Here is a 24,506-nt window from a genome sequence, read left to right as displayed (position 1 = left end):
AAGTGAATGATGGCTATCTCGATATTGGCAAAAGCGGCTCCGGAAGAAATGTTGTCGGCCCGACAGGTCGTTTTCGGATATGGAGCGCATCCGGTGTTAAAAGGGGTGAGTGTGTCTCTAAAACGGGGAGAGATCTTGGCCCTATTGGGGGCCAATGGGTGTGGTAAAAGCACGTTGTTACAACTGCTGCTTGGATTAGCGAAGCCGCAGCAAGGGCAAGTCTGGCTGTGCGGTAAGCCATTAGCGGATTATTCGCGTAAAGCACTTTCGAAATTGATGGCTTATGTGCCACAGCATCATGTCTGTCCATTCCCTTATCGGGTTCGGGAAGTCGTTGCCATGGGGCAGTTTAGTCAAAATGGACTGTTTGGGCACTCATCTAGTGAACAGCGGCAACAGATCGAAGCTTTGCTGGAGCGATTTCATATTGAGCATCTGGCAAATCGGCCTTACACCGAAATTTCAGGCGGAGAGCGGCAAATGGTGCTGTTATGCCGAGCTATTTTGCAAGGAGCAAGTTTGCTGATACTGGATGAGCCCGCATCTGCATTGGATTTTGGTCATCAGGCGCGATTACTCAGTCAGCTGAAAGAGCTTTCTTTGCAAGGGTATTCGGTAGTGATGACGACCCATCACCCACAGCATGCTCAAGTGGTTGCGGATCGGGTGGTATTGATGAAGCAGGGGGAGGTATTGTGCCAGGGACATCCGAGCCAAGTGCTCAGTGAGCGTCAGCTCGCTACTTTGTATGACTTGAGTTTAAACGAATTGAGGTTGGTGACGGCTCCCGCGATGGAGTGCCAGTATGGATAGGTTTCTATGTTGGCGTTTTTATAGTGGTATTGGGTTATTGGCGGTACTGTTGCTGGCTCTGGTTTTATTTGCTCTGTCGATCGGAAATTATCCGGTGAGTGCCCTCGATATTTATCATTTTATAGGCCATCAGCTGGGGGTTTATCGATTACCAGCACCGAAGTTATTACTGCTCAATGATATTTTATTGCACGTGCGCTTACCCCGGGTGATGGCTGCGGTTTTGGTCGGGATGGCACTGTCGACTGCCGGTTCCGCGTTCCAGGCGATCTTCCGTAATCCTTTGGTGTCTCCGGGCATTTTGGGGGTGCTATCCGGTGCAGCCTTTGGCGCGGCGTTAGGTATGCTCCTTCATCAATCGCAGCAAATGTTGGAAGTGTGGGCCTTTGGTTTCGGTATTCTGGCCGTTTTTGTTGGGGTGGGGATTGGGCAGTTATTCGGCACCGGCTCGTTGGTGATGCTGATTTTAGGCGGCATGATTAGCTCAGCATTATTTAGTGCGATGCTCTCAATGGTTAAATATCTCGCGGATCCTCAGGATCAACTACCCAATATTGTCTATTGGCTGATGGGAAGTTTGAGTATGAGTACGTTGTCACAGAACCTGATGATTGCGATTCCGATTGGGATCACAACGGTCATTTTATGGTTTCTGGGACGTGTGATGGACATCATGTCGATGGGGGATGCGGAGGCGCAGTCGCTGGGCGTGCCGGTCGTGCCACTGCGTTATTTGATTATTGCGCTGGCAACGCTGGCTTCGGCTATGTCAGTCTCTATTGCTGGGATGATCGGTTGGATTGGATTACTAGCACCCCATGTGGCGCGATTGTTGTTTGGACCGGTGAATAGCCGGTTATTACCTGCCAGTACTTTACTGGGAGGTTGTTTTTTAGTGATCGCTGATTGCTTATCGCGATCACTGGCATCTGTTGAGATCCCGGTTGGGGTCGTGACGGAATGTCTCGGATTACCAATTTTTTTACTGGTGTTATACCGGGTGAAAAAAGGCTGGAGTTAGCTCATTTTGGGGCCGATTCCGTGATGGTATCGGATTGGTTCTAATTAGTGATATGGGGTATCTCCTCAACAATAATTTACAGCGAATATAGGCAGGTAAATAATTATGCATTCGGCAGAAATTACTGAAAAAGGTACACGACGTCAGCGACGACCGAAAGCGTTTAGCCAGGCGGAGCTACGGCTACTGATTTTACATCTGCTACGGCTTCATCCGAATCATGGATACGGACTGATGAAAGCGCTACGGGATTTTTCGCAAGATGTTTACCAGCCCAGTCCTGGGGTGATTTATCCGATTTTGACGCAGCTGCATGAGCAGCAGCTCATCGAACAATACTCAGGTGATAATGGTAAAAAAGTATTTGCCATTAATCTTCGGGGCACGGCGTTGTTAACGGAGAATGACTCGTTAGTACAACGAAGCATTGAAAAAATGCAGCGACTGATCTCGAAAACAAAAGCCCAGCGCCACCCTAAAATTGAGCTGGCTTTTGATCAGTTAAAAATGAGTATTTATGAGCAACTTTTGACGGATGGCAAACAGAGCGATGAAACGGCATCGAGGATCAGCCGGGTTATCGAACAAGCCGCCCGACAGATTGCGGAATTGCCCGTATCATCAGCGCCTCATTGATCTTCTGCTGTGTTTAAACATAGAGGCCCATCCGAGATAAAATGATCATCTGCATTTGATGATTGTCTCTGGTGATGGCTTTTCATATCCGATGGCATCATCGTTGTGGTGGAGCCATCCGGAGTCTTTTGTCTGCATAAAACTTAAGCCCCTGTGTTTTCAGTATGACTGAATTTTGGTCTCTTCCCGATCCTTTGAGTTGATTCTCATGGATACCATAGTGTTTGCATGTTTATCGAAATGAAGCCCCATGCGGTGATCTTGATCGAGGTCCGATGGGCTCACGCATAGTCGCTGCTATTGTGGGATTAAATGTGCTACCTTATTGAAGATATAGTTGTAGGGGGTGTTGACCTTTCATGATTATTTTTGCAGCCATTTAAGTCAGAAGGTTTCATTTAGACATCTTCTGAATTTTGTTGTGCCCGGTTTGCTTTATTCATGAAGTCTCATTGGTTGTACTGCGTTTCACGTGGGGTGAACTTAATATTTAACCCTGAAAGGTCAACAGTCCCCAGGTTCATTCGATATAGGATTATTCCGGTGAGAGATGCGGCCGATTTTTCTGAAAATACGCTGATTCATGCGGTGGCCGATCTATTGCTTGCCATTGATCACGATCTGTTTATCGATAAATTGATTTACATTTTGCGAATGGCGATTAGTTTTGATGACTATGTCGTTCTGGTTTATCACCCGGTTGAAAAGCCGGTGGTACTGGGCTCATCATTGGCGAGTGATGAGCTAGTCGCTTGGGAACGCTACCTGGAAGGGGCTTACCTGCTGAGTCCGTTTTATGATTTTTGTATGCAAGGCGGCGAAGGTTTGGTCTCTTTGGATGAGATTGCTCCGGATGATTTTTATCAGAGTGCTTACCATGATGAATATTTTCGTTTTTCCGGATTGGTCGATGAAGTCTGTTTTGTGATCCAGTCCGATCATGATCTGTGTTATCTGATTTCGTTGGGACGGACTCAGACCTTGTCTAAATTTAATCATCGGGTGCTGAATAAATGCCGCGCCTATTATCCTTTGATCCGTTCGGCGGTCTTGATGCATGACCGGCAGAATGCTCCGGTCTCCAGAGGATCTCACGAACCGATTAAGACGGCCTTACTCAATTTCGGCGAAGGAAGTCTAACCCCACGGGAAAAAGAGGTGATGCAGCTGTTGATCCGTGGGCATTCCAGTAAAGAATCGGCCCGTAAACTGGATATGTCCTATGAAACTGAGCGCGTCCACCGGAAAAACATTTATGTTAAATTAGGTGTGAACTCGCAAAAAGAGTTGTTGGGTAAGCTTTTTGATCAAATTCTTAATCCGAACCATTGACCTTAACTTTGGCTGCGAATGCACGATTGCGCGTCTTTTTCTTATTTATAATCCACTTAGATTAACCTACCTCAACTGAGGGATACCCAATATTTGCCTTAGTCGTTAGATTGATTCCATCGATAATGACTAAGGGACTTTGCCAAATGACAGATTTGGTCATCAATTCATCCCGTTTAAATCAATTCATTGAGCAAATGGCGCAGATTGGCGCGACGGCTGCAGGGGGTTGTAATCGTCAGGCGCTAACGGCGCTGGATGCTCAGGGTCGGGCGCTGTTTTTAGAATGGTGTGCACAAATAGGCGGTAAACCTCGCCGCGATCAGATGGGCAATTTGTTTGTTCGCTTTGAGGGATCTCGTCCCGATTTAAAACCGATTTTGCTGGGTTCTCATTTGGATACTCAGCCGACCGGTGGCCGTTTTGATGGTGTGTATGGGGTGCTGGCTGCGTTAGAAGTGATGATGACGTTACACCAGCAGCAAACTGTGTTCCAGCATCCGGTGGATTTAGCCGTCTGGACCAATGAGGAAGGGGCTCGCTTTGCACCCGCCATGATGGGATCCGGCGTGTTTGCTGGGGTGTTTGAGCAAGATGCGATGGAACAGGTCACCGATAGTGACGGTGTCAGTGTGAGCGAAGCTTTAACTCAAACCGGTGAACGCGGTGAGCTGCCTTGTCAGGCCTTCGCATTTCATGGTTCGCTGGAACTGCACATTGAGCAGGGACCGGTACTCGAAAAAGCTCAGCTGGCCATAGGTCAGGTGACGGGCGTTCAGGGGATGAACTGGTTTACCGTGACCCTTGAAGGTCAGTCAGTACACGCCGGACCAACGCCCATGTCCATGCGTATCGATCCGGTTCAAGCCTTCATGAAACTGTTACCCAAGCTTTATCAGTTGGTAGCGGATGATGAGCAAGCACGGCTGACGATTGGTCGAATTGATACCTATCCGAGAGCTCCGAATACGGTCCCGGAACAGGTTCAGTTTACCGTAGATCTTCGTCATCCTCAGCAGGAACAGCTCGATCAACTCTCGGCACAATTGATTGCCCTTTGCGAATTTAATCGTGATGGATTTCAGGGTCGGATCGAACCTTTATGGCAGTCGAACGCTGTCGCATTTGATCCGCTTTGTATTGAGGCCGTGGGCACTGCCTGTGAGCAATTAGGGTATGACTATCAACCGATAGTCTCCGGTGCGGGCCATGACTCGGTCTATCTTTCTCAAGTCGGTCGCTGCGGGATGATCTTTATCCCTTGCCGCGACGGTATTTCTCATAATGAACAGGAATATGCCAGCCCTTCGCATGTAGCCCAAGGCGCAAACGTCCTGTTGCATGCTTTTCTTCAACTTGATCAAAAGGAATCGTAATGACTTATTCTTGGAAACGGCGGCTAGATAACGGGAGTACGCCAGAACTTAGCGATTGGGGCATGAGCAGTGAAACCGATCTGCTGGAAAAAGTATTGGTCGGTCCTATCGACCATTACAGCTGGTTAGGAGGTAACTCAACCTCACGTCGTCATCTTAAAAATGGCGAACCTTACGATATTAATGTCGCAAAAGTTCAGTATCAGGAGATGCTGGATGCTTATCGTCAGGCGGATATCGAAGTTCACTTTTTACAGGCGCGTCCGGAACAACCTTATGGAGTTTTTGCCCGTGATAACTCCGTGATGACTCCGTGGGGACCGATTGCTTGCCAGATGTATAGCCCGTGGCGGCGCAGCGAGTGGCTGACTGTGGCTGAATTTTATCAGGCTCACGATGTGCCATTTTATGATGTGGTGACCGCCGGTACATTTGAAGGGGGCGATTTCATGCTGGTGGAACCTGGCGTTGCCATTTGTGGCTGCTCGGGGGAACGCACGAGCGAAGCCGGTGTCAATCAGGTGAAATCGTGGTTTGAGAAAGAAGGTTGGGAATTCGAGATCGTGCCGTTTGATCCGCATTTCTTACACTTGGATGTGCAGTTTATTTTGGTGGCCGAACGGTTAGCGGCTGTATGTACCGCAGTTGTGCCGGATAGTTTGCTGAAATGGCTCAAAGCTAAGCAGTTCGACATCATCGACGTACCTTATAAAGAGGCGATGGAATTGGGCTGTAATATTATGGCTTTGGGTAAAGAACGGGTGTTGTTACCTAAGGAGAGTTTGTCGTTAAAACAGCAGTGTTTAGCGCGCGGTCTGACGGTGCTTGATCCGGATATCAGTATGATTACCAAAGGTGGTGGTGGGGTACATTGTATGTGTCAGCCGCTGAAACGTTCACGTAGTTAGTTAATGACCATTAAATTAGGGAAATAAAATAATGTTAAAGCGAATGATAATAGGATGTTGCGCAGCTCTGAGCCTCACGGCTGGCTTGGCTCAGGCCAAACCACTGACGGACGGCGTGTTGACCATTGGGATGGAAGTTGCTTATCCTCCTTTTGAATCTTATCAGAATAAACAACCGGTTGGATTTGATGTCGAGTTAGTGCATGCCTTGGCTAAAGAGATGGGCCTTAAACCGGACATTAAAGATACCCCTTTCCCTAGTTTAATTTTGGGAATTAAAGCGCACCGTTTCGATATGGTTATTTCGGGCATGTATATCGTTGAAAAACGTTTAAAACAGGCCGATGCACTGCCTTATATCACGACGGGTACATCGATTATGGTTCGCAAAAACGCTGACTTTTTACCTAAAGCCCCGGAAGATTTATGTGGGCGTACGATTGCCATTCAAAAAGGGACCGTTTGGTTGAGTAAACTGCAGGGTGTGTCCAATGGCTATTGTGCCAGTCACAATTTAGGGGCGATTCAGATCAATGAATATCCTACCACGGCTGAATGTACTCAGGCATTGTTATCTAACCATGCGGATGCACAGTTACAGATGGCTGCCGCTTCTCAGCAGATTTTGGAAAAACTGCCGAATCGGGTGCAAATCTCCAGTGAAAAACAGTTCTATCCTCAGACGATGGGCATGTATTTCCCGAAAGGGGATACCTGGATGAAACAGCAATTGAGTGAAGCTTTGGCTAAAGTTAAAGCAAGCGGTGAGTTTCAGAAGCTTTTGGATAAATACCATTTGAACGCACAATTTTAAGAGGTCCACATGAGTTTTGACGTGGCATATTTTCTCTCATTGTTGCATGACGCCCAGTTGTGGGCGTCTTGTTGGCTGGTATTAAAACTGAGTATTGCAACCTGGGGATTGGGGATTATTCTGGGATTGTTTGTGGCACTTGGTAAACAATCGACGAATCCCTTGATCCGTACTGTGGTCAATGGCTATATCTGGTTTTTCCGCTCGATCCCGCTGCTCGTGTTGGTTATTTTTGTTTATAACTTGCCGCAGATGATCCCGAGTACCAGTGTCTTTTTGTCAAACCCATTTTTTGCTGGATTGCTGGCGATGGTGCTGACAGAAGGGGCATTTATTGCCGAGATCCATCGTGGTGGTTTGTTGTCTGTTCCAAAAGGTCAGCATGAAGCCGCTAAGATGCTGGGATTTTCGGTGTTCCAGAAATATAGCCGGATCATTGTCCCTCAGGCGCTGCGTATCGAGTTACCGGCATTAACCAATGAACTGATTACCATCGTCAAGCTCACGTCATTGATTTCGGTGATTTCGTTGCCCGACATTTTGTTTGTGGGTCAGCGGATGTATTCCCAAAACTTCTTAGTGATGGAAACACTGGCGGCCACCGGCGTTTACTATGTCGGTATGGTGACCGTGCTGAGTTGGTTTTTAAGCCAGTTGGAAAAACGTCTTGATCTGGGTGCGAAAAAAGTCGGTTCGATGAGCCAAGCGCAGTGTGAGCAGATCCGTCAGAGTTGGTCACAGGTTGTTCCTACGCAGCATGTAGCGACCCTCCATAAATCGGGTGAGCCTCAGGCCCTGAATTTGCGTCAGGTAGATAAAAGTTATGGTAATCATCAGGTGCTCAAATCGATCCAGTTACAGGTACCTCAGGGGGAAGTGATTGCGGTCATCGGTCCATCCGGATCGGGTAAAACCTCACTGATCCGTTGTATTAGCCATTTGGAAAGTTTATCGGGTGGTGAAATTCAACTCTTTGGCGAGTCCTACATTGATGCCAGCGGTGGGGTGGCTAGCGCTACGACACGTCAAGGTTTGAAACGTATCGGGATGGTTTTTCAGCAGTTTAACTTATTTCCGCATCGTACCATTTTAGATAATGTGATGATCGGACCGGCACTTGCCAAGTTGGAACGTGATAAATCAGTGTTGCAGATGCGTGCTTATCAATTGCTGGATCGGGTGGGATTATTAGAACATGCACATAAATATCCACATCAACTCTCCGGTGGGCAGCAGCAGCGAGTAGCGATTGCCCGGACACTGGCGATGGATCCGGATATTTTACTGTTTGATGAACCCACCAGTGCCCTAGATCCGGAATTAGTTGGTGAAGTCCTGGGCGTGATCCAGCAACTAGCTAAGTCGGGAATGACCTTAATGATCGTGACCCACGAGATGCAGTTTGCGCAGTCGATCTCTGATCGGATTCTATTTATGGAAAATGGTCAGATTGAATATGATCTTAAAGCCGATGAACTTACCGCTCATCCAGATGCTCGCTTGCGTGATTTTATGGGATTGGAGGCTGTCGCATAACGCGGATGGCTATCAGATCAAGATGGGCCGGTTGAGAATAGAGCGTAAAAGAATACGGTCATAAGAGTCTATCCTTGACGATTATGACCGTTGAGGGGGGGATCAGGTCTCGGTGCCCTGCCACCTTGATAGGCCCCGCTTACATTTTGGAAGAAAGAGCGGCAACGGCTCCGATAATCAGAAGCGCCGGGCTCTGTACGGTTGCCGCGATTTGAGGAAGCGCGCTGAGTTGGCCCTGAATGACACGTTGATCCTCCCGGGTTCCATGTTCAACCAAGGCAATCGGCATGCTGTCGGACATGCCTTCGCTGAGCAGTTGCTGGCGAATGAGTGTCGCCTGAGAAATTCCCATATAAAAAACCAGTGTCTGCTGGGGTTGCGCCAGACCATGCCAGTTGAGTTGTCCTCCGGGTTGGGGATGGCCTGTGACCAGTGTGACTCTCTGTGCAAAATCTCGATGGGTTAAAGGGATCCCGGCCGTTGCTGCACATCCTAGTGCAGCGGTAATTCCGGGAACCACATGGACAGTGATCCCGGCTTGTTGCAGAGCCTGCATCTCTTCTCCTCCTCGTCCGAAAACAAACGGATCGCCTCCTTTGAGACGGACGACCCGCTTCTGAGCAGAGGCCTGTTGCTTCAACCATGCAATAATCACCGATTGTTCGATACAATGAGCCCCAGATTTTTTCCCGACGAAAATGGGTTGAGCACTCTGGGGAAGTAATGCGATGATTTCATCGGAGACCAGTCGGTCGTAGAACACCACATCCGCCTGTTGTAAATAGTGCATGGCCTTCAGCGTCAGTAATTCTGGATCTCCGGGGCCGGCACCGACCAGAGCGACTTCTCCCGGTGCCAGTAATGTTTTAGATTTGGCCTGGGTCATCATTTCCTCAATAGGCTGGCTTAACATGGGTATTGGCAACATATTCATCTTCAGCCCAGTACATGCGCTGTGCGACAAATGCTTCCGGATTGAGCGTTACATCCTGTAATACCCGTTCTTTAAAGCGTAGGTAACCGCCGGTATCGATCAGGTGTCCCATATGTAGATAGATTGGTTTGCCGCCGAGCATCTCTTTTTCAAAGGCAAAAATATTGGGAATAATCTGAGTAATGACCTCTTCAGTAACCCAGTTTAAGAATATTTTACCCACACGAGGTGTTTTCTTGCTGGTTCGACCGCCCAGTCTGACCTGATAGAGCTGTTGGGGTTTGCGTTGCCAGGCTAAAGTTGGGCAGGCGAGTACGCATTCCCCACAGCCGATACATGAGCCACTTTCTTTGACGGCTTTGCCATTTTTTAGATCCAAACAGCCGACCGCATGGTGCCGACAACTTTGAACGCATGCGCCGCAGCCAATACAGCGATCGGCATTAAACTGGATTTTTGCCACACCAATGATGCCTATATCGGTCATAGATGCTTTCGCACAGTCATTGGGACATCCGGCCAGTACGACCTTCAGATGGTAAGGGCTTGGATAGATAAGTTTTTCCAGACGTCGGGCCATTCCTGTGGTATCAGTATTGCCTTTTTGACAGATTCGGTTGCCCTGACAGGCGACGATGTTACGTCCCCCGATGGCCTGATAGCCTGCTTTAGGATCTGCAACCTCAACATCACAGAGATCCATTTCGATTTCACGTAAAAATGGCTCTAATTCAGCATTCACTTTATCCATATCTTCATAGTGAATACCGGGCATTGCCAGTTTCTGGCGAGTCGTCAGGTGGATTTGGCCATTGCCGTAAGTCTCGGCAATATGTTGTGCTACCGAGAGCAGGTGGGCGGGTAAAATCCCGCCAGGGATCCGTACGCTGACCATCGCTTCGCCCCGGACTTTGGATAACCGGTATTCGTTTTGGGCTCGCGCTTTAATAATGTCAACATCAACACTCATAGCTGCTCTCCTTAATCGATAAAGTTCTGGGCTTGGGCATAATTGAATACGGGCCCATCGACACACACATAGATATTTCCCATCCGGCAATGACCGCATTTCCCGGTGGAGCAGGCCATGCGCCGTTCGTAGTCCACCCAAATCTGTTCGGCTTTAAACCCTTTGTCTTGCAGCATCTGAACCACGAATTTGATCATGATCGGGGGGCCGACCACAATGGCCCGGGTTGCATGGATATCACGGATATCCAGTTCTTGAAGGGGCTCGGTGACTCGTCCGATCCGATAGGGACCGTCGCTCTGACCTTCATCTAAGGTCACGGTTAAATGGTGTGTTTCCCTCCAGAGCGGCATTTCCCGTTTATAGAGCACACTTTCCTGATTCTTATAGCCGAGGATCATATCTAACTGTTCGATCTCTTCAGGGTGCTCACTAAAATAGCGGAGCAGCCCTTTGACAGGAGCAACACCAGTCCCTCCGGCCACGATGAGTAGTTTTTGATAGCGAAAGGTGTCTATCGGATAGCCATGGCCATAACTGCCGCGTAGCCAGATGGTTTCTCCGGGATGTTTAGCAAACAGCGCGCTGGTCACTTTGCCGACATTACGGATCAATAGATCCATCCAGCCGTCACCACAGTCAGATACTGAAATGGGCGCTTCTCCGACCAAAGGGAGTGATACTTCGACAAACTGGCCTAATTGAGCCGGAAGATCGGTTTGTACCCGAAAGGTCCACTCTAAAGGGGTATGTTTTTCGATGGTCATAATTGAGTATGGTGCGGGCATTAGATCGTGTTCACTAGTGTGACATTGACATGCATGACTCATCACAATTTCTCCTGCGCTAAGGCCTGTTGAACCGCCAAGGTCATCTTATTGATAATATTTGGAAATTTAATGTATTGCGGGCAGCGGTCATCACAGCGACCACAGCCGACACACATCTGTTCGATACCGAAGCGATCTTTGAAATCGTTGACTTTGTGTAGGGCTCGGTAGCGTAGCCGTGCCCCAGCTTTTTCTCGGAAGCCATGTCCTCCGGCCATATCGGCAAATCCGGGAACCATGCAACTGGCCCACTGACGGCGGCGTTCCCCGAGTTGGGGATTTTCAGCGTAAGGCACGTCAAAAATGCTATAACAGGTACAGGTGGGGCAACCGGTACTACAGCGACCACAGCTGATGCAGCGACGGTCATATTCAGCCCAGAGCGGATGATCTTGGAGAATGTCACGAATTTTTTGTGGATCGTCACAGACCTGTTCCGGTAGGGTGACCTGTTGCTGATTTTGGGTTACGAAGGTCGGGGTGAAATCACATGGTTGTCCGATCCCTTCAAAAAATGCTGCCAGAGCCGCCTCTTTAATCATGATGCGGGCTCCTTCATCACTGAATCGTATTGCGGCGGCATAATCATCCGTGCGATTCGTTCCCATTGAAACACAAAAGCAGTTTTCAAAAGATTGTGCGCATTCCATCAGTACAAAATGGATATTGCTTCGGATCTTCTGATAGCTGTAGTCGGCTTGGGGTCCATTGTGCAGATACATCGCATCCAGACGGGACATTGCGTTAATATCACAAGCGCGGGCGAAAATTAGCATCGGTCGGGTATCAACCTGCGCGATTTGGATTGTGTCATGATCAAAATGGAAAAGAGTTTCGGTGATTGGCGTAATCACCGTATTAGGGGACATATGGGATTTTTCTTGCCAAACGATTTCCGGCCAGGAACTGACCGGTTGATACACGATATTATCGGTATCCGCAAAACGTCCACCGCGATATTCAGCCTTTGGAGCATAAATACGCCAATTTGGAAGTAACCTTGTTAATACCTGAGTGAATTCATCAGGATTTAGTTGAATAGCCATGATCAATACTCATTTAAAACAGTTATGAATATCCTAGGCCTTCTTTAATTATCAATATAATTAATAATGATGATAAACAGTATCATTGTTTTCAATATAACCTTACAAAAAGTAGTGAATTATAGAAGGTCAGCGCGTTTGAGGCGGGTATTGGCGGCATTTTGTGAATGGTTCGATGTCAGCGTGTCGTCAGCATCCCTTAGGGAATGAGCTGATATTGTTTGTCCTATCTGTGATCTAGATCATTCGGGCAACTTTTGGCCCGCTGAGCAACTTTTGGCCCGGATCGAGCAAGAAATTGCTCAGCTCAATTTCGTTAAAAATATAAAAAATAAAAAACTATTTAAAATCATTCAGTTATAAAAAAATAAAAACTGGCACAAAGATTGATTTATTTCTGATGAATTTGTAACTAACATTATTAGAAAGGAATAGTCATGCCAACTCCTTGTTATATCTCTATCGAAGGTAAAACTCAGGGCAATATCACATCCGGTGCATTCACCGCTGATTCTGTCGGTAACATTTACGTCGAAGGTCACGAAGACGAAATGCTGGTGCAGGAATTTAAACATATTGTTACTGTCCCTACTGACCCTCAATCAGGTCAGCCTTCAGGTCAGCGTGTTCACAAACCCTTTAAATTCACCGTGGCGTTAAATAAAGCGGTTCCCTTGTTATATAACGCCTTGGCTTCTGGTGAAATGCTCCCCAAAGTGACCTTAAACTGGTATCGCACTTCTGTTGAAGGGAAACAGGAACACTTCTTTACCACCACTTTGACTGACTCAACTATCGTGAATATCGATGCGCAGATGCCACATTGTCAAGATCCGGCTAAATCTGATTTCACTCAGCTGATCGAAGTCTCATTGGCTTACCGCAAAATCGATTGGTCACACGATATCGCCGGAACTTCGGGTTCGGATGACTGGCGTGCACCGCTGGAAGCTTAATGCTTTTAGTGGTTATTGCCTGTTTTGTCGTGTCACAAGGGCCTCTTGGATAAGAGACCCTTGTGCTAATTTTATCGGTTGCATACAGGAGCTCTCAGAATGGCTGAAAAGTCAGGTTTACAATTTTCGGTTACTGTCGATGGACTGGCGAGTACAGATCTGATCGTGGTGGAATTTAGCGGTCAGGAATCCATTTCATCCCCTTATGTATATCAGCTGGAACTCGCCAGCCGCCGGGAAGATCTCAGCGCCGAGCAGATTGTGGACCACACTGTGGAGCTTGACCTATGGCAGGATGGTGAAATCCAGCAGCGGATCCATGGGATTGTCAGCCAGTTCAGTAAAGGGGACACCGGGTATCATTTTACTCGCTATGCGCTGACGATGGTTCCTGCGCTTTCCCGGTTATCCCTACGTCAGAATAGCCGCATTTTTCAGGAACAAACCATCGAGCAGATTATCAAGACTCTGCTGGATGAGATGAAGATCGATGATTATGTTTTCTCCGTTTCTAAGCCACTTAAACCTCGTGAATACTGCGTCCAGTACCGGGAGAGTGATTTAGCGTTCATCGAACGGTTGGCCGCCGAAGAAGGCATCATTTACAGTTTTAGTCATGAAAAAGGCAAGCATACGGTTCTGTTTAGTGATGATCCACAGAGCCTGCCTAAAGCTAGTGCTGCACTCACGTATAATGCCACGGCCGGAGGCTATCCAGGGCAGACGTTTGTCCGGAAATGGAAAATGCAGAGTTCGCTGCGTCCGTCATCGGTTCAGCTTAAAGATTACAGTTTTAAAAAACCGGCTTATAGCTTTTTACAAGATGCTCAAGGGACTCAGCTGGAATTTCAGCAGAGTATCTATGAGCATTATGATTATCCGGGGCGTTATAAAGATGACGCCTGCGGCAAATCGTTTACAAAATCCCGCATGGAATACCTGCGTCGGGATGCCTTGCTGGCGCATGGTGAAAGTAACGTCATGGCGTTGAACGCCGGGTTACTCTTTAACTTAGACGATCATTTAGATGAGACGATGAATCGCCAGTGGCTGCTGATTTCTATGACCTGTAAAGGGACTCAGCCGCAAGCGCTTGAGGAAGAAGGTGGCGAAGGTGCCACGAGTTATAACAACGCGTTCGACTCGATTCCCGGAAATCGTCGGTGGCAAGCGGTTCCAGTGATTAAACCAATGGTCACCGGTCCCCAGATCGCCACCGTGGTTGGTCCTGCGGGTGAAGAGATTTATTGTGATGAATTTGGCCGGGTTAAAGTCCAGTTTCCATGGGATCGCTATGGTAAAAGTGATGATAAATCCAGTTGTTGGGTGCGTGTGGCTCAGGGTTGGGCGGGGGCTCAATATGGCTTTTTAGCCATTCCGCGCATTGGTCATGAAGTCATCATCAGTTTTTTAGAGGGCGATCCGGATCAGCCGATTATTACCGGTCGCACTTATCATGCGACCAATGTGACCCCTTATATTCTGCCGAACCATAAAACGCGTACGGTACTGAAAACCGATACGCATAAAGGGAGCGGTTTTAACGAATTGCGGTTTGAAGATGAAGCGTCGCGCGAGCAAATTTATATACACGGTCAAAAAGATCGCGATGTAGTAATCAACAATATCAGCCGTGAATTTGTCGGTATGGATGAGCACCATAAAGTCGGTCGGAACTATCTGCAAATGGTGACGGATCATGTCCATCGCTTAGTCGGGAAAAGTGTGACCGAAGAGTTCGGTCAGGACCATCATTATAAAGTTGGTGGCGGGCTGGTTCAGCGGGTGATGGGAGCTGTTAACCGGTGGTTCTCCGGTGGCGTAATCACCAAGGTTGATGGTGGGGATACACGTCAGATCTCCGGTTCCGAGGACAAAGATATCGGAGCTAATCAGCGTATATCCGTAGCGAATGAAAGCTATTTAAAAGCGGCTAATATCATACTGGAAGCCGGGCAGGCTTTGACGATTAAAGGCCCTGGTGGATTTATCAAGATTGATAGCGGTGGGATTACCATCTCTGGGAATAAGGTTAAGATCAACGAAGGTGGCTCGCCAGGGAAAGGAACCGCGCCATCAATCGTTGCACCTCAGGAGCCGGATAAACCTCAGCAACCCGATGATCCGGATGAGAGGAAGTAACCGATGCCAAAAGCAGCTCGCTTAGCGGATAGTTGTGCCGGGCATGGGTGTTTCCCGGCGACGCCAATTATTGCTGGTAGTGGTGATGTATCGATTAACGGCAAGCCAGCAGCACGTAAAGGCGATGCAGTGTTACTGCATGCCTGTCCTTGCCCTAATATGCCGCATGGGATCCACGCTCGCTCGATTTCGGCGGGTTCGTCAAATGTATCGATCAATGGCAAACCCGCGGCTCGAGTCGGTGATGCGATTGGCTGTGGTGGTTCCGTCGCAGCCGGAAGTGGTGATGTATTGATTGGTGATACCCCCTATCAATCGCCGTCACATGAGTGCGGTAAAGCGGGCGTTTTAGCCAATTCACCCTTTTTAAAAATTAGCCCGATGGCAGAGCCAACCGAGGCGGTGTGGTCTGAAGCGCAGGTGATGGTTGATGAGCTAGCCGCTAAATCAGAGCAACAGAAAAAAGCGCCGCCAACTAGCACTGTAGTTGAAAAGTTTGCCGATAATGAAGCGGTTTGGACGCTTGATGAGAAAGGTCGGCCTTTATCGGTGGAAGCGACGTTAAAAAGTGTACAAAAAACTGAGCGTTCTAAAGAGGAAATTAAGGCTCAGGGTTCTGTCGGAGGATCGTCACGGCTTGAGGATGATGACGGTGGACACTTGATCGGACATCGGTTCATGTCGGACCAAGGATTAAAGAATCTATTTCCACAAAATGCTAACTTAAATCGCAGCGCCTACAAGAAAATGGAAAATGAGCTAGCCGATTGGACCAAAGAAGGCTGCCAGGTTAAGTTAAAAGTTGTGTTATCTCCACCGGGAGCAGAACGCCCAAAGGAAATTACTGCTTATTATGAGGCCAAAAATCCTGATACAGGAAAGATTGTTTTTAGAAGACGCCATAATTTTAATAATATGTCTGGTGAGTCATTTGAACGAGTCAAACGCAAAGATATGAAATATTACAAAGGATAAATAATGCAAATTGATAATAAATTAATATTAGAAATAGGTCAGTTATTGTTAGCTAGCGATTGTGCCCAAGAAGATGCTTGGGATTTCTTATCTGTGGTGTTTGATGTTTCCGAAGGCCATATAGCGAATAGTGGTTTTTTATATGCAGGTAGTGAAACGGAGCCTTTTAGCACTGGAATAGATGATTCAGCAATGAGTCTTGATCATAAGATTCAATTTCTTAGGGAACAAATCTATCAACAAACTGGTTCTAAATTTAAACAGTTGTTAGTTCAGATGAAAAAAGCAACTGGCCAGATCAAGATCCAATTTGAGTTCGATGATCCACAGCGTTGGAGCTTTTCACCTAAAAATCTGGCAACGATTAAAGAAGTGCTGCGGCCAGATTTCAGCTGATCTATGATGAAAATAAATATTGAGAATAAATTAATGCGGGTTGTAGTCGGACTTGTTTTAAAATCTGATGATTTAAAAGAAAACAGCGATTGGCAATCATTATCTCTGGTTCTTACTTTTAGTGATGGATACTTTGCTGATTCAGGGTTTCTATATCAACAAGAAACTATTCAACCTTTCTCCGCTTATGCTGATGACGAGGATCCGTTTATTTTATGAGATAAGGCTCAAGAACTTAAGAATGAGCTTGAAAAATCGGCTGATGATGAATTAAAGCAAATGCTTGTTCAGATCGATCGGGATGGCCGAATGAAAATGCAGTTTGAATTTGATGACCCAGAACGCTGGAGTATCACGCCATCAAATATAAACTATATAAAAGAGTTGTTGCGGCCTGATTTTAGCAGAGGATAAAAATAATAGGCCATTCACCTTATGAGGTCTGTAATCACGCGGATTTGGTGAAAATCGACTTACTTTATTGATTTGAATATTAATATAATCATTGAGGTTTAAAGTAGCGTGTTGGAGTTATGGTAAACCCGCATTTTTAGCCAATTCACCCTTTTTAAAATTTAGCCCGATGGCAGATCCAACCGAGGCGGTGTGGTCTGAAGCACAGGTGATGGTTGATGAGCTAGTTTCGAAAACTCAAAATGCAGAAAAAGTAGTTCATTTGACTACAAATAAGTCTGCAACGTTTGGTAAGGCTGATAATTCTGACTATAAAAATACGTTTTTTAGTAAAAATCCAAGATTGAAAACGAAGGTAATTGTTCATCATGCAGTAGAACAACAAGTTAGTAAGCGTTATCACTGAATTAGTGAGTGATTCAGAAATGCACTCAATAGAGAACTTGAGAGGTATACCTAAAGAAATTAACTCTAGAGTGTATTTAAGTCAAATTAGAAAAGAGTGAATAAGTTTTATCGAACGAATCCAAAGCCATCTAAGCAGGATTTGTTAGATAAGGCTACAGAAATAGATGATAAATATGGGCACTTATTCAAGCCCCCTGTGAGAGATTAATAAATGAGCTTGTTTTTTGTAATTGAACCAGAAGTTAGTGGTGGGCTAGGAACTAACACGGTTATAGATACATCAATACATCCTCCTAAAGTAACGCACTTAAATTATGAATTTGATGATTGGTTGGGAGATGATTTGGTCGAGTCTTTTCCTTGTTTCGTCATAACTTCTTTGTTAGCCAAAGGGTTGAATGAAAAAAATTTTTCTGGTTTTGAACTTGATTCAGTAGAAATTTCGGTTTCAGATGTATTTTACGATGTTCATTCCGCTTTTAAATTGCCAGATTTTAAATGGCTAAAAGTGGTTGGTAAGGCTGGAATTGATGATTTTGGTTTATCGGATGATTATCGATTAGTGGTATCTGAAAATGTTATGGCATTATTTAAAAATTTTAAATTTTTAAACGCGGATATAGAAAAATATAATGTTTAAATGAGGGGGCAGATGATGTTTCGTAAGAATAAGCAGCGGGGGTTAAGACTCCATTTGAGTTTGATGATCCCTTGCGCTGGAGTATCACGCCATCAAATATAAACTATATAAAAGAGTTGTTGCGGCCTGATTTTAGCAGAGGATAAAAATAATAGGACATTCACCTTATGAGGTCTGTAATCACGCGGATTTGGTGAAAATCGACTTACTTTATTGATTTGAATATTAATATAATCATTGAGGTTTAAAGTAGCGTGTTGGAGTTATGGTAAACCCGCATTTTTAGCCAATTTGCCTCTTTTTTAAATTAGCCCGATGGCAGAGCCAACCGAGGCGGTGTGGTCTGAAGCGCAGGTGATGGTTGATGAGCTAGCCGCTAAATCAGAGCAACAGAAAAAAGCGCCGCCAACTAGCACTGTAGTTGAAAAGTTTGCCGATAATGAAGCGGTTTGGACGCTTGATGAGAAAGGTCGGCCTTTATCGGTGGAAGCGACGTTAAAAAGTGTACAAAAAACTGAGCGTTCTAAAGACGAGGTCAAGGCGCAAGGTTCTGTCGGTGGAGCATCACGGCTTGAGAATGATGATGGTGGACACTTGATCGGACATCGGTTTATGTCGGATCAAGGATTAAAGAATCTATTTCCACAAAATGCTAACTTAAATCGCAGCGCCTATAAGAAAATGGAAAATGAGTTAGCTGATTGGACCAAAGAAGGCTGCCAGGTTAAGTTGAAAGTGACGCTGTTACCTCCGGGCTCTGAACGACCAGAGGATATTAGAGCCCGATATTCAGTTATAGATGCTGATTCAGGTAAGACTTTATTTAGGCGTGAGCACAAATTTAATAATATATCTGGCGGGACGTTTGAACGAGTGAAACGTAAAGATATGAAATATTATAAAGGATAACAATAATGAAAATTGATAATCAGACCATTATTGAGATAGGTCAATCAGTCTTACTTTGCCAAGACGTTATTGAGAATGACTGGGATTTGTTAGCAGTTGTTTTTGATGTGGCAGAAGGACATACCGCGAATAGTGGTTTTTTATATAAAGGCGATGATGTTGAGCCCATTGCTGCTTGTATCGAAGATGATATGCAGCGTTTAGATCATCAAATAGAATTGTTACGAGAGGAGATCTATCAACAAACAGGTTATAAATTTAAACAGCTGTTAGTTCAGATGAAAAAAGAAACCGGCCAGATCAAGATCCAATTTGAGTTCGATGATCCACAGCGTTGGAGTTTTTCACCTAAAAATCTAGCAACGATTAAAGAAGAGTTGCGGCCTGATTTTAGCTGATGACGGAACTGTTGTGACTAAATAAATGATGCAAATTGATAATCAGAAGATCATTGAAATAGCAGAGTCTATTTTATGTAGCGAGGATCTAGTTGATCATGAGTGGGATGTAATGGCAGCAGTCTTTGATGTTAGTGATAGTCATACTGCTAATAGTGGATTTTTATATTATAACGACGATTCTTTACCCATAAGTGTAGGGATCGAAGATGATCCAATTAGGTTAAGCAATCAAGTAAAGGAACTTCGAGAACAAATTTATCAACAAACTGGTTCTAAATTTAAACAGTTGTTAGTTCAGATGAAAAAAGAAACTGGCCAGATCAAGATCCAATTTGAGTTTGATGATCCACAGCGTTGGAGTTTTTCACCTAAAAATCTAGCAACGATTAAAGAAGAGCTGCGGCCTGACTTTAGCTGATGACGGATCTGTTGTGACTAAAGAAATGATGCAAATAGATAACCAGATAATTATAGAGATTGGAAAATCCATATTGCGTTGTAAAAAAGTAGTTGAAAATGAATGGGATCTGTTAGCAGTTGTTTTTGATGTGGTCGAAGGGCATACAGCGAATAGTGGATTTTTATATAAGGGAAATGAAGTCCGGCCGATGACCGCCAGAATCGCCGATGATATGTTGAGGCTAGATAACCAAATTGAATCTTTAAGAGAGGATATTTATCAACAAACTGGTTCTAAATTTAAACAGCTGTTAGTTCAGATGCAAAAAGAAACTGGCCAGATCAAGATCCAATTTGAGTTCGATGATCTACAGCGTTGGAGCTTTTCCCCCAGAAATCTGCCAACGATTAAAGAAGCGCTGCGACCTGATTTTAGTTAATTGTACTGTGATGATCCCAAATTAAGTGGTCAATTTTATAGTTGATAAATTATTAAGTGATGTTATGTATCGATTGATCAGAATAAAGAAAGAACGAAAAGCTCTTGAGATGATGTTGCTGAATAAACAGGGGAGCCTTGCGGCCTATGAACTGTATCAGGCGTTACGTCCTTATTTTGATAAAATTGATCAGATGACCCATTATTACCCGATTGGTCGGGTGCGGTTGGCACGCTTATTTTTAGAGAGTGATTTAAGTGATGATCAAGCGTTATTCTCTTGTTATGGGCGGTTTGAAAATTTAGTTGAAGGTGTTGATGTGTCCTCGTAGCAAGGTCATCATGGCTCAAGTATTAAAACAGTCAGGAAATTAGCCGTGGTGCAGCCAGATCCTCCGGTCTCAGTGACAACTGGTGATCCGGCATCGCTGTTTGAGGTGATGTCACAGACTACAGATTCATTATATATATTGGTTGATCGAATTCTGATCCCTGAATTTGATGAATTTTGGCATTCATTTTCTTCCCGGCCAGACTGGTTGTGGCAGCATTTGTACCGGGGCCGCAGTTTGGGAAATTTTAAAGCCGGTTCGCCGCTGGTGGTTCCCGTGAGTCAAGGCTCTCCGGGGGAAACGCTGTATTACTGGCTGCTCGAACAACTGGATTATCGGCAGCGCTTTGGCTTAGTGATTTGCTCATCGTTGTCTCTGACTGAACTCACTGAACACCTGCGGCACTGGGCGCTGATCCTGTTTCCGGATGGCGAACAGGCGCTGTTTCGGTTTTTTGATCCGAGTGTTTTAAGACAGGCATGGCCGGTATTCACCCCCATGCAGCAAACCCAGTTCATGCAGCCTATTTCGTCGATTTATCTGCCGGATAGTGGCATTGCCGAGCAGCCTTTAATTCGTTTAACTGCTGCCCAGTTCGATGAGTCTTTGTCAGATGAGTGTGCTGTTTTGCAGCTAACACAAGGCCAATATGACCGGTTGTTTTATGATGAACGTTTAGAAGGTATTATTCGGGTGTTAACGCAAAAACTGCGCGAGTCTAGACACTGTCATATTCCGTTGGAGCAGGTGAGAGTTCAGTTTATGGCCGGGCTTGAGCAAGGGCAGATTCGTTATCCCAATCAGCCATCGTTGGCATATGAAACCTATGCGCTGTATCGTTTTTATCTAGCGGGTGATTTTGACCAGCATCCAGAGTTTCAGCGGCTTTTGAAATTTAATGAGTTACGAGCTGCAATTGGTCGTTTTTATCACCAGTTTGGTCATCAGAGTCGTGCATTAGCTGATTATCATCCGATCCAATTTGAACCGCCTCAAAATGAGGAGTTGTAGTGATCATGTCTTCCTTTAAATTACTTAAACCTGAGAATGAACCGGTTGCGGCTCTGCAGCCCCGGAAGGCCGGTGAAGGTCTATTTGTACTGGCCGAGGCTGCCATCAATGATGATGTGCGCTCTTTGGGTGATAACATGTCGTTTGAAAGCATTCTCTATTGGGATGAGATGGGGCGACAGCATGCATCTATCAGTCCTTATTTACTCTCCTGGCCAGGCTGGGACGAGTTTGCGGAAACAGTCGGGTTTCAGCCCAACTGGGGGATTTTTATTGAGCTACAATCGGAATTTGTCAATTTGCCGGAAGATCGGCAAAGTCAGCTGTTAATGGCTCATTTGCGTGAATGGTCGTTGATTGACGACCAGTCTGAGTCCGGTGAGTCGACTTTACTCCGTCTCTCTGATTGGCAGGTGTGGCAACGGTTGCTGTCTGCCAGTTCAGCACAACAGCAACTGATCCTATTTGGGCCGGTTGCGCGTTTCGGTTACTGGCTGCCACAAAGTGAACAATTACAATGGATTGAGCGGCCAGCACTGTTATCGACTCAACCTGTTGAACATGTATTTCCGCAGCGGCTAACCACGGCTCAATGGCAGGCACTGATCCAAATGAGTGATCGCTATTATCAGCAGCGTTATTGTGAACATCTTCGGGCTTATCATCAGGTGTTAGCTGACTGGGATGATGAAAAATTAGCGGATTATGTCGAAACGCAGGTGATCCAGGCGAACCAGTATGCGTTTACCTCTGAACTGGATATAGTGCGCTATTTAAGTTTAACGCTTGCGGTGGGCGTTGATTTTATACAATCCCCCTGGGCGCAGCAGGTGATGAAAGCGCGTGCTTTTGAAGGTACGAAAAGCCGGATGGACCGGCTCATGGATAAAGCATTAGCGCTGTTGGATCAAGAGAATGCGCCGACCTGATAGGGCCCTAAAAGGCGGCGTTGCAATGATGTTTTTATCTGAATAAAAACTGATAGCCTAATGAGCACATTAGCAATGCCAGTGACAGCGATATGACGCGCTTAATCATGACTGGACCATATTTCATCGCCGAGTTACTGCCGATGTAGTTGCCGAGAATATTACAGATGACTAAGGGAATAGCCAGCATGAATAAAATATTTCCAGAGATCAGAAAGGCGATCAGAGCACCGACATTGGATGAGAAGTTAAACAGCTTTGAGGTTGCCGATGCGGCCACCAAATCAAATCGCAACAGGTAATGTAATGCCAGAATCAAAAAACTACCGGTTCCGGGTCCAAAAAAACCATCATAAAAACTGATGATGAAGATCGTCAGCGGAATCCCCACCCAAAGTACCATGTTGTTGACGTGAAGGGGGCTGGTTGTAGATGAATCGGTTTTATTTTTCTTAGGGATAAATGACAGTAATATCCCGACAGGTAACATCAACAAAATAATTTTGCCAATAGTTTCTGGGTTAAAGTAAAGGATGGCTTTGGCTCCCAGATAGGAACCTAATAATCCAAATGGAATCCCGGTTAGAATAGCCCCCCAGACAACTCGTTTATTCCTTATGAAATTATAAATGGCGGCGATTGTTCCAATCGTGCTGACCATTTTTTCCTGACCCAGTGCCAATTGGGGTGGGAGCCCGGCCAGAATAAACGACGGAACTAAGATGAGTCCGCCGCCACCGGCGACGCTGTCGATAAATCCGGCAGCGAGTGCTGAGATCATGAGTGCCATTAAGATCCATAGTGTAATGTCATTTCCTAGACAGGCCATTTGCGTCTCCTATAGCCGTGTGTGAAGTGGGTGATTGTGATGAATTTAAGAATCTAAGCGGCTAGCGTGCAGGCTTTGATGAGAGCGGAGGTATCCATTCGCCCTAATCCTTGAGCTTGCAATGACTGATAACGTGTATAAACTGCATCGGTCATGGGGAGTTGCAACTGGTGTTTTTGGGCTTCATGCCGGCATATATTGAGATCTTTAAGCATCCAGTCGATAGCAAATCCAAAATCAAATGAATCTTGGGTCATTGTTTGGGCCCGGTTTTCCATCTGCCATGAACCGGCGGCTCCCAGCTTCAGTGTATGGATAACTTGGGTGATATCTAATTCTGATTTCTGGGCCAGCAGCAGTGCTTCGCTGAGCCCTTGTAAGATGCCAGCAATACAGATTTGATTGATCATCTTGCAGCGCTGGCCTTGACCGGCGGTCCCAAGATAGGAAATCTGTTGGCCATAGCAGGATAAAATGGGACGAATGGCATCGATAATGGTCTGCTCTCCGCCACACATAATGGTTAACGTTCCTTGCTCGGCACCGGATTGGCCCCCAGAAACGGGGGCATCAATAAAGTGGATCTGTTGGCGTTGGCAGGCTGCATTGAGTTCTATTGCCAGCTCAGCGGAAGTGGTGGTGTGATCGATGAGGATACTTCCCGGTTTCATGGTGGCTAGAACACCATTGCGACCATAAACCACTTCTCTGACATCCTGATCGTTGCCCACACACAGAGCAACGATATCACTACCGATGGCCGCTTGGCTGGGTGCGGTACAAATTTGACCGGGATAAATTGCCTTCCACTGCGCCATTTTAGTGGGAGTTCGGTTATAGACTCGGGTTGGATAGCCGGCAGTGGCAACGTGGCCTGACATCGGGTAGCCCATAACGCCTAATCCAATAAAGGCATAACTTTTGAGTGTCATCTTATTTCCTCTGCGTTTATTCACAATTCAACGGTTTTTTAGTGGTTCATGAGTTACAGGGCGATGTCTGGGGCATCATTGAGTAACTCAATTGAGTTCAATTTGTTATCTCGCTATGATTGGCATGGTTATAAAAGCAATTTAACCTAGCTTATAAATCCAAAAAATTGATAATGAC

28 protein-coding genes and 1 pseudogene are annotated in these 24,506 nt (G+C 45.9%); 23 read left to right on the top strand and 6 right to left on the bottom strand.

Annotated elements, in window-relative coordinates; translation table 11 throughout:
* The first annotated feature begins 6 nt into the window (after positions 1 to 6).
* The 8 genes from ABUE20_RS08530 (at position 7) to ABUE20_RS08495 (ending at position 8,436) form a co-directional block, all read left to right on the top strand.
* Entirely contained in the window at positions 7 to 813 is an 807-nt protein-coding gene (locus tag ABUE20_RS08530; RefSeq protein WP_408619469.1) for an ABC transporter ATP-binding protein, read from the top strand.
* Positions 806 to 1,834: a FecCD family ABC transporter permease gene (locus tag ABUE20_RS08525; protein ID WP_408619468.1), complete on the top strand. Its 1,029-nt coding sequence runs from the start codon at positions 806 to 808 to the stop codon at positions 1,832 to 1,834. The genes ABUE20_RS08530 and ABUE20_RS08525 overlap by 8 nt, the downstream gene beginning before the upstream one ends.
* 105 nt (positions 1,835 to 1,939) lie before the next feature.
* Positions 1,940 to 2,470 carry a PadR family transcriptional regulator gene (locus ABUE20_RS08520; RefSeq protein ID WP_408619467.1) on the top strand — a complete coding sequence of 177 codons (531 nt, stop codon included), beginning with the start codon at positions 1,940 to 1,942 and terminating at the stop codon, positions 2,468 to 2,470.
* Between the two features lie 543 nt (positions 2,471 to 3,013).
* Positions 3,014 to 3,802, top strand: a complete 789-nt coding sequence (locus ABUE20_RS08515) for a helix-turn-helix domain-containing protein (protein WP_408619466.1) — start codon at positions 3,014 to 3,016, stop codon at positions 3,800 to 3,802.
* Positions 3,803 to 3,948: 146 nt separating this feature from the next.
* Complete coding sequence (locus tag ABUE20_RS08510; protein WP_408619465.1) at positions 3,949 to 5,178, top strand: Zn-dependent hydrolase; 1,230 nt, start codon at positions 3,949 to 3,951, stop codon at positions 5,176 to 5,178.
* Complete coding sequence (locus ABUE20_RS08505) at positions 5,178 to 6,086, top strand: dimethylarginine dimethylaminohydrolase family protein (RefSeq protein WP_408619464.1); 909 nt, start codon at positions 5,178 to 5,180, stop codon at positions 6,084 to 6,086. Before ABUE20_RS08510 ends, ABUE20_RS08505 begins: the two co-directional genes overlap by 1 nt.
* Positions 6,087 to 6,117: 31 nt before the next feature.
* The gene (locus ABUE20_RS08500) at positions 6,118 to 6,900 is read left to right on the top strand and encodes an ABC transporter substrate-binding protein (protein ID WP_408619463.1); all 783 of its coding nucleotides are present in this window, start codon (positions 6,118 to 6,120) and stop codon (positions 6,898 to 6,900) included.
* Positions 6,901 to 6,909: 9 nt separating this feature from the next.
* The gene (locus ABUE20_RS08495; RefSeq protein ID WP_408619462.1) at positions 6,910 to 8,436 is read left to right on the top strand and encodes an amino acid ABC transporter permease/ATP-binding protein; all 1,527 of its coding nucleotides are present in this window, start codon (positions 6,910 to 6,912) and stop codon (positions 8,434 to 8,436) included.
* A 139-nt stretch (positions 8,437 to 8,575) separates the two neighbouring features.
* On the opposite strand, the gene cobA is transcribed toward ABUE20_RS08495, so the two are convergent.
* The 4 genes from cobA to asrA are packed head-to-tail and all read right to left on the bottom strand — an operon-like array spanning position 8,576 to position 12,216.
* A complete protein-coding gene (gene cobA / locus ABUE20_RS08490; RefSeq protein WP_408619461.1) occupies positions 8,576 to 9,364 on the bottom strand; it encodes a uroporphyrinogen-III C-methyltransferase in 789 nt (262 codons plus the stop codon).
* A complete protein-coding gene (gene asrC, locus ABUE20_RS08485) occupies positions 9,330 to 10,340 on the bottom strand; it encodes a sulfite reductase subunit C (RefSeq protein ID WP_408619460.1) in 1,011 nt (336 codons plus the stop codon). Before asrC ends, cobA begins: the two co-directional genes overlap by 35 nt.
* Positions 10,341 to 10,351: 11 nt before the next feature.
* Entirely contained in the window at positions 10,352 to 11,170 is an 819-nt protein-coding gene (gene asrB / locus ABUE20_RS08480; RefSeq protein WP_408619459.1) for an anaerobic sulfite reductase subunit AsrB, read from the bottom strand.
* Positions 11,170 to 12,216, bottom strand: coding sequence for an anaerobic sulfite reductase subunit AsrA (gene asrA, locus ABUE20_RS08475; protein WP_408619458.1), 1,047 nt, complete (start codon positions 12,214 to 12,216; stop codon positions 11,170 to 11,172). Before asrA ends, asrB begins: the two co-directional genes overlap by 1 nt.
* 437 nt (positions 12,217 to 12,653) lie before the next feature.
* On the opposite strand from asrA, the gene ABUE20_RS08470 reads away from it, so the two are divergent.
* The 15 genes and pseudogenes from ABUE20_RS08470 to ABUE20_RS08400 all read left to right on the top strand — a co-directional run bounded on the left by ABUE20_RS08470 (position 12,654) and on the right by ABUE20_RS08400 (position 22,567).
* On the top strand, positions 12,654 to 13,172 hold the full coding sequence (locus tag ABUE20_RS08470) for an Hcp family type VI secretion system effector (RefSeq protein ID WP_408619457.1): 519 nt from the start codon (positions 12,654 to 12,656) through the stop codon (positions 13,170 to 13,172).
* Positions 13,173 to 13,271: 99 nt separating this feature from the next.
* Entirely contained in the window at positions 13,272 to 15,314 is a 2,043-nt protein-coding gene (locus ABUE20_RS08465; protein ID WP_408619456.1) for a type VI secretion system Vgr family protein, read from the top strand.
* Between the two features lie 3 nt (positions 15,315 to 15,317).
* A pseudogene (locus tag ABUE20_RS08460) lies at positions 15,318 to 15,642 on the top strand (PAAR domain-containing protein); the annotation flags it as partial.
* A 53-nt stretch (positions 15,643 to 15,695) separates the two neighbouring features.
* Positions 15,696 to 16,289, top strand: coding sequence for a DNA/RNA non-specific endonuclease (locus ABUE20_RS08455; RefSeq protein ID WP_408619584.1), 594 nt, complete (start codon positions 15,696 to 15,698; stop codon positions 16,287 to 16,289).
* Between the two features lie 3 nt (positions 16,290 to 16,292).
* The gene (locus tag ABUE20_RS08450; RefSeq protein WP_408619455.1) at positions 16,293 to 16,685 is read left to right on the top strand and encodes a hypothetical protein; all 393 of its coding nucleotides are present in this window, start codon (positions 16,293 to 16,295) and stop codon (positions 16,683 to 16,685) included.
* Positions 16,686 to 16,688: 3 nt separating this feature from the next.
* Entirely contained in the window at positions 16,689 to 16,904 is a 216-nt protein-coding gene (locus tag ABUE20_RS08445) for a hypothetical protein (RefSeq protein ID WP_408619454.1), read from the top strand.
* A gap of 364 nt (positions 16,905 to 17,268) precedes the next feature.
* A complete protein-coding gene (locus ABUE20_RS08440) occupies positions 17,269 to 17,505 on the top strand; it encodes a hypothetical protein (protein WP_408619453.1) in 237 nt (78 codons plus the stop codon).
* A gap of 213 nt (positions 17,506 to 17,718) precedes the next feature.
* The gene (locus tag ABUE20_RS08435) at positions 17,719 to 18,147 is read left to right on the top strand and encodes a hypothetical protein (RefSeq protein ID WP_408619452.1); all 429 of its coding nucleotides are present in this window, start codon (positions 17,719 to 17,721) and stop codon (positions 18,145 to 18,147) included.
* A 315-nt stretch (positions 18,148 to 18,462) separates the two neighbouring features.
* Positions 18,463 to 19,056 (top strand): DNA/RNA non-specific endonuclease, encoded by a 594-nt coding sequence (locus ABUE20_RS08430; protein WP_408619451.1) that lies wholly within the window; start codon positions 18,463 to 18,465, stop codon positions 19,054 to 19,056.
* A 5-nt stretch (positions 19,057 to 19,061) separates the two neighbouring features.
* Positions 19,062 to 19,454 (top strand): hypothetical protein, encoded by a 393-nt coding sequence (locus ABUE20_RS08425; RefSeq protein WP_408619450.1) that lies wholly within the window; start codon positions 19,062 to 19,064, stop codon positions 19,452 to 19,454.
* A gap of 25 nt (positions 19,455 to 19,479) precedes the next feature.
* Positions 19,480 to 19,875: a hypothetical protein gene (locus tag ABUE20_RS08420; RefSeq protein ID WP_408619449.1), complete on the top strand. Its 396-nt coding sequence runs from the start codon at positions 19,480 to 19,482 to the stop codon at positions 19,873 to 19,875.
* Positions 19,876 to 19,888: 13 nt separating this feature from the next.
* On the top strand, positions 19,889 to 20,296 hold the full coding sequence (locus tag ABUE20_RS08415) for a hypothetical protein (RefSeq protein ID WP_408619448.1): 408 nt from the start codon (positions 19,889 to 19,891) through the stop codon (positions 20,294 to 20,296).
* Positions 20,297 to 20,360: 64 nt separating this feature from the next.
* The gene (locus ABUE20_RS08410; RefSeq protein WP_408619447.1) at positions 20,361 to 20,627 is read left to right on the top strand and encodes a hypothetical protein; all 267 of its coding nucleotides are present in this window, start codon (positions 20,361 to 20,363) and stop codon (positions 20,625 to 20,627) included.
* 45 nt (positions 20,628 to 20,672) lie between these two features.
* Entirely contained in the window at positions 20,673 to 21,638 is a 966-nt protein-coding gene (locus ABUE20_RS08405; RefSeq protein ID WP_408619446.1) for a DUF4123 domain-containing protein, read from the top strand.
* A gap of 5 nt (positions 21,639 to 21,643) precedes the next feature.
* On the top strand, positions 21,644 to 22,567 hold the full coding sequence (locus ABUE20_RS08400; RefSeq protein ID WP_408619445.1) for a DUF4123 domain-containing protein: 924 nt from the start codon (positions 21,644 to 21,646) through the stop codon (positions 22,565 to 22,567).
* Positions 22,568 to 22,601: 34 nt separating this feature from the next.
* Here ABUE20_RS08400 and ABUE20_RS08395 read toward each other — a convergent pair whose 3' ends face one another.
* Positions 22,602 to 23,396, bottom strand: a complete 795-nt coding sequence (locus ABUE20_RS08395) for a sulfite exporter TauE/SafE family protein (protein ID WP_408619444.1) — start codon at positions 23,394 to 23,396, stop codon at positions 22,602 to 22,604.
* 53 nt (positions 23,397 to 23,449) lie between these two features.
* Positions 23,450 to 24,328, bottom strand: coding sequence for an NAD(P)-dependent oxidoreductase (locus ABUE20_RS08390; RefSeq protein WP_408619443.1), 879 nt, complete (start codon positions 24,326 to 24,328; stop codon positions 23,450 to 23,452).
* Positions 24,329 to 24,506 lie beyond the last annotated feature (178 nt).

The sequence above is a fragment of the Celerinatantimonas marina genome (assembly GCF_046054165.1).
GTDB lineage: Bacteria > Pseudomonadota > Gammaproteobacteria > Enterobacterales > Celerinatantimonadaceae > Celerinatantimonas.
Note: the sequence above shows the minus strand (reverse complement) of the source record. Positions and strands in the feature narration are given on the sequence as shown.

Bases quoted from the DNA above. Each gene is read 5' to 3' on its own strand.
- ABUE20_RS08400 (WP_408619445.1), top strand. From the start codon at position 21,644: ATGTCTTCCTTTAAATTACTTAAACCTGAGAATGAACCGGTTGCGGCT.
- ABUE20_RS08440 (WP_408619453.1), top strand. From the start codon at position 17,269: ATGGCAGATCCAACCGAGGCGGTGTGGTCTGAAGCACAGGTGATGGTT.
- ABUE20_RS08420 (WP_408619449.1), top strand. From the start codon at position 19,480: ATGATGCAAATTGATAATCAGAAGATCATTGAAATAGCAGAGTCTATT.
- ABUE20_RS08530 (WP_408619469.1), top strand. From the start codon at position 7: ATGATGGCTATCTCGATATTGGCAAAAGCGGCTCCGGAAGAAATGTTG.
- ABUE20_RS08390 (WP_408619443.1), bottom strand. From the start codon at position 24,328: ATGACACTCAAAAGTTATGCCTTTATTGGATTAGGCGTTATGGGCTAC.
- asrA (WP_408619458.1), bottom strand. From the start codon at position 12,216: ATGGCTATTCAACTAAATCCTGATGAATTCACTCAGGTATTAACAAGG.
- ABUE20_RS08450 (WP_408619455.1), top strand. From the start codon at position 16,293: ATGCAAATTGATAATAAATTAATATTAGAAATAGGTCAGTTATTGTTA.
- ABUE20_RS08455 (WP_408619584.1), top strand. From the start codon at position 15,696: ATGGCAGAGCCAACCGAGGCGGTGTGGTCTGAAGCGCAGGTGATGGTT.
- ABUE20_RS08505 (WP_408619464.1), top strand. From the start codon at position 5,178: ATGACTTATTCTTGGAAACGGCGGCTAGATAACGGGAGTACGCCAGAA.
- ABUE20_RS08430 (WP_408619451.1), top strand. From the start codon at position 18,463: ATGGCAGAGCCAACCGAGGCGGTGTGGTCTGAAGCGCAGGTGATGGTT.
- ABUE20_RS08525 (WP_408619468.1), top strand. From the start codon at position 806: ATGGATAGGTTTCTATGTTGGCGTTTTTATAGTGGTATTGGGTTATTG.
- asrB (WP_408619459.1), bottom strand. From the start codon at position 11,170: ATGAGTCATGCATGTCAATGTCACACTAGTGAACACGATCTAATGCCC.
- ABUE20_RS08445 (WP_408619454.1), top strand. From the start codon at position 16,689: ATGATGAAAATAAATATTGAGAATAAATTAATGCGGGTTGTAGTCGGA.
- ABUE20_RS08495 (WP_408619462.1), top strand. From the start codon at position 6,910: ATGAGTTTTGACGTGGCATATTTTCTCTCATTGTTGCATGACGCCCAG.
- ABUE20_RS08510 (WP_408619465.1), top strand. From the start codon at position 3,949: ATGACAGATTTGGTCATCAATTCATCCCGTTTAAATCAATTCATTGAG.
- asrC (WP_408619460.1), bottom strand. From the start codon at position 10,340: ATGAGTGTTGATGTTGACATTATTAAAGCGCGAGCCCAAAACGAATAC.
- ABUE20_RS08465 (WP_408619456.1), top strand. From the start codon at position 13,272: ATGGCTGAAAAGTCAGGTTTACAATTTTCGGTTACTGTCGATGGACTG.
- cobA (WP_408619461.1), bottom strand. From the start codon at position 9,364: ATGTTGCCAATACCCATGTTAAGCCAGCCTATTGAGGAAATGATGACC.
- ABUE20_RS08425 (WP_408619450.1), top strand. From the start codon at position 19,062: ATGAAAATTGATAATCAGACCATTATTGAGATAGGTCAATCAGTCTTA.
- ABUE20_RS08520 (WP_408619467.1), top strand. From the start codon at position 1,940: ATGCATTCGGCAGAAATTACTGAAAAAGGTACACGACGTCAGCGACGA.
- ABUE20_RS08470 (WP_408619457.1), top strand. From the start codon at position 12,654: ATGCCAACTCCTTGTTATATCTCTATCGAAGGTAAAACTCAGGGCAAT.
- ABUE20_RS08395 (WP_408619444.1), bottom strand. From the start codon at position 23,396: ATGGCCTGTCTAGGAAATGACATTACACTATGGATCTTAATGGCACTC.
- ABUE20_RS08410 (WP_408619447.1), top strand. From the start codon at position 20,361: ATGTATCGATTGATCAGAATAAAGAAAGAACGAAAAGCTCTTGAGATG.
- ABUE20_RS08500 (WP_408619463.1), top strand. From the start codon at position 6,118: ATGTTAAAGCGAATGATAATAGGATGTTGCGCAGCTCTGAGCCTCACG.
- ABUE20_RS08435 (WP_408619452.1), top strand. From the start codon at position 17,719: ATGAGCTTGTTTTTTGTAATTGAACCAGAAGTTAGTGGTGGGCTAGGA.